This is a genomic window from Cognatilysobacter segetis (assembly GCF_004359965.1).
Lineage (GTDB): Bacteria > Pseudomonadota > Gammaproteobacteria > Xanthomonadales > Xanthomonadaceae > Cognatilysobacter > Cognatilysobacter segetis.
On sequence record NZ_SMRQ01000110.1, the window covers coordinates 1 to 647 of the forward strand.

A 647-nucleotide genomic window follows, 5' to 3' on the forward strand; every position below is an offset into this window, starting at 1 on the left:
TTGGTGCACTCGCCGCGTCAGTCGGCTACTTCTGGCCCTTGGAGCGCAAGTGAAGTGCTGCGCAACGCGGCCTAACAATTCGTCCAAGCCGACGCCGCTTCGCGGCGCGGCTTAACTCAGGTGTTAGCAGCCATGGATGCATTACGGCGTCGGCTCATGCTTCGTGAGAGCGAACGGTGGGCCGAGGCCGCGTCAGCGCTTTCCGGGACAGAAGGACTGTCAGATGCCGCTTACATTTTGCGGCTGTTGTCGTTTGAGCTTCTGCTGAAGGTGCTCGTTGAAGAGCACGCCGGGGTGTTTGCACCCAAGCACCACCGCTATGAGGTCCTTTTCGAGCTTTTGCCGGAGCCGGTTCGCGAACGTCTGCTAGAGCTGGTCGGGGAGCGCATCGGCCCCTCGGCACTCGCAGATAACCCAATCGTTGTGCTCAAAGAACTAGGCGAGAACTTTGTCGCCCTCCGCTATCCATGGGAGCGATACAAGGGGCTGTCCGAGCAGCAGTACGCCGCACTTGGTCCCACTTGGGCGGCCCAGGGCTCTCCGCTTGGGGCGGCTGTGTTCTGCTATCACCCGGAGGAGCTGTATGGTCTCACCCATGCGGCAAAAGCACTGGCTGGCTGCTAACAATTCGTCCAAGCCGACGCCGC

1 protein-coding gene is annotated in these 647 nt (G+C 61.1%); it reads left to right on the plus strand.

The genetic code is table 11. The features are described from left to right. The first annotated feature begins 156 nt into the window (after nucleotides 1-156). The gene (locus tag E4F61_RS14050) at nucleotides 157-624 is read left to right on the plus strand and encodes a hypothetical protein (RefSeq protein WP_133480231.1); all 468 of its coding nucleotides are present in this window, start codon (nucleotides 157-159) and stop codon (nucleotides 622-624) included. Nucleotides 625-647: the final 23 nt, after the last annotated feature.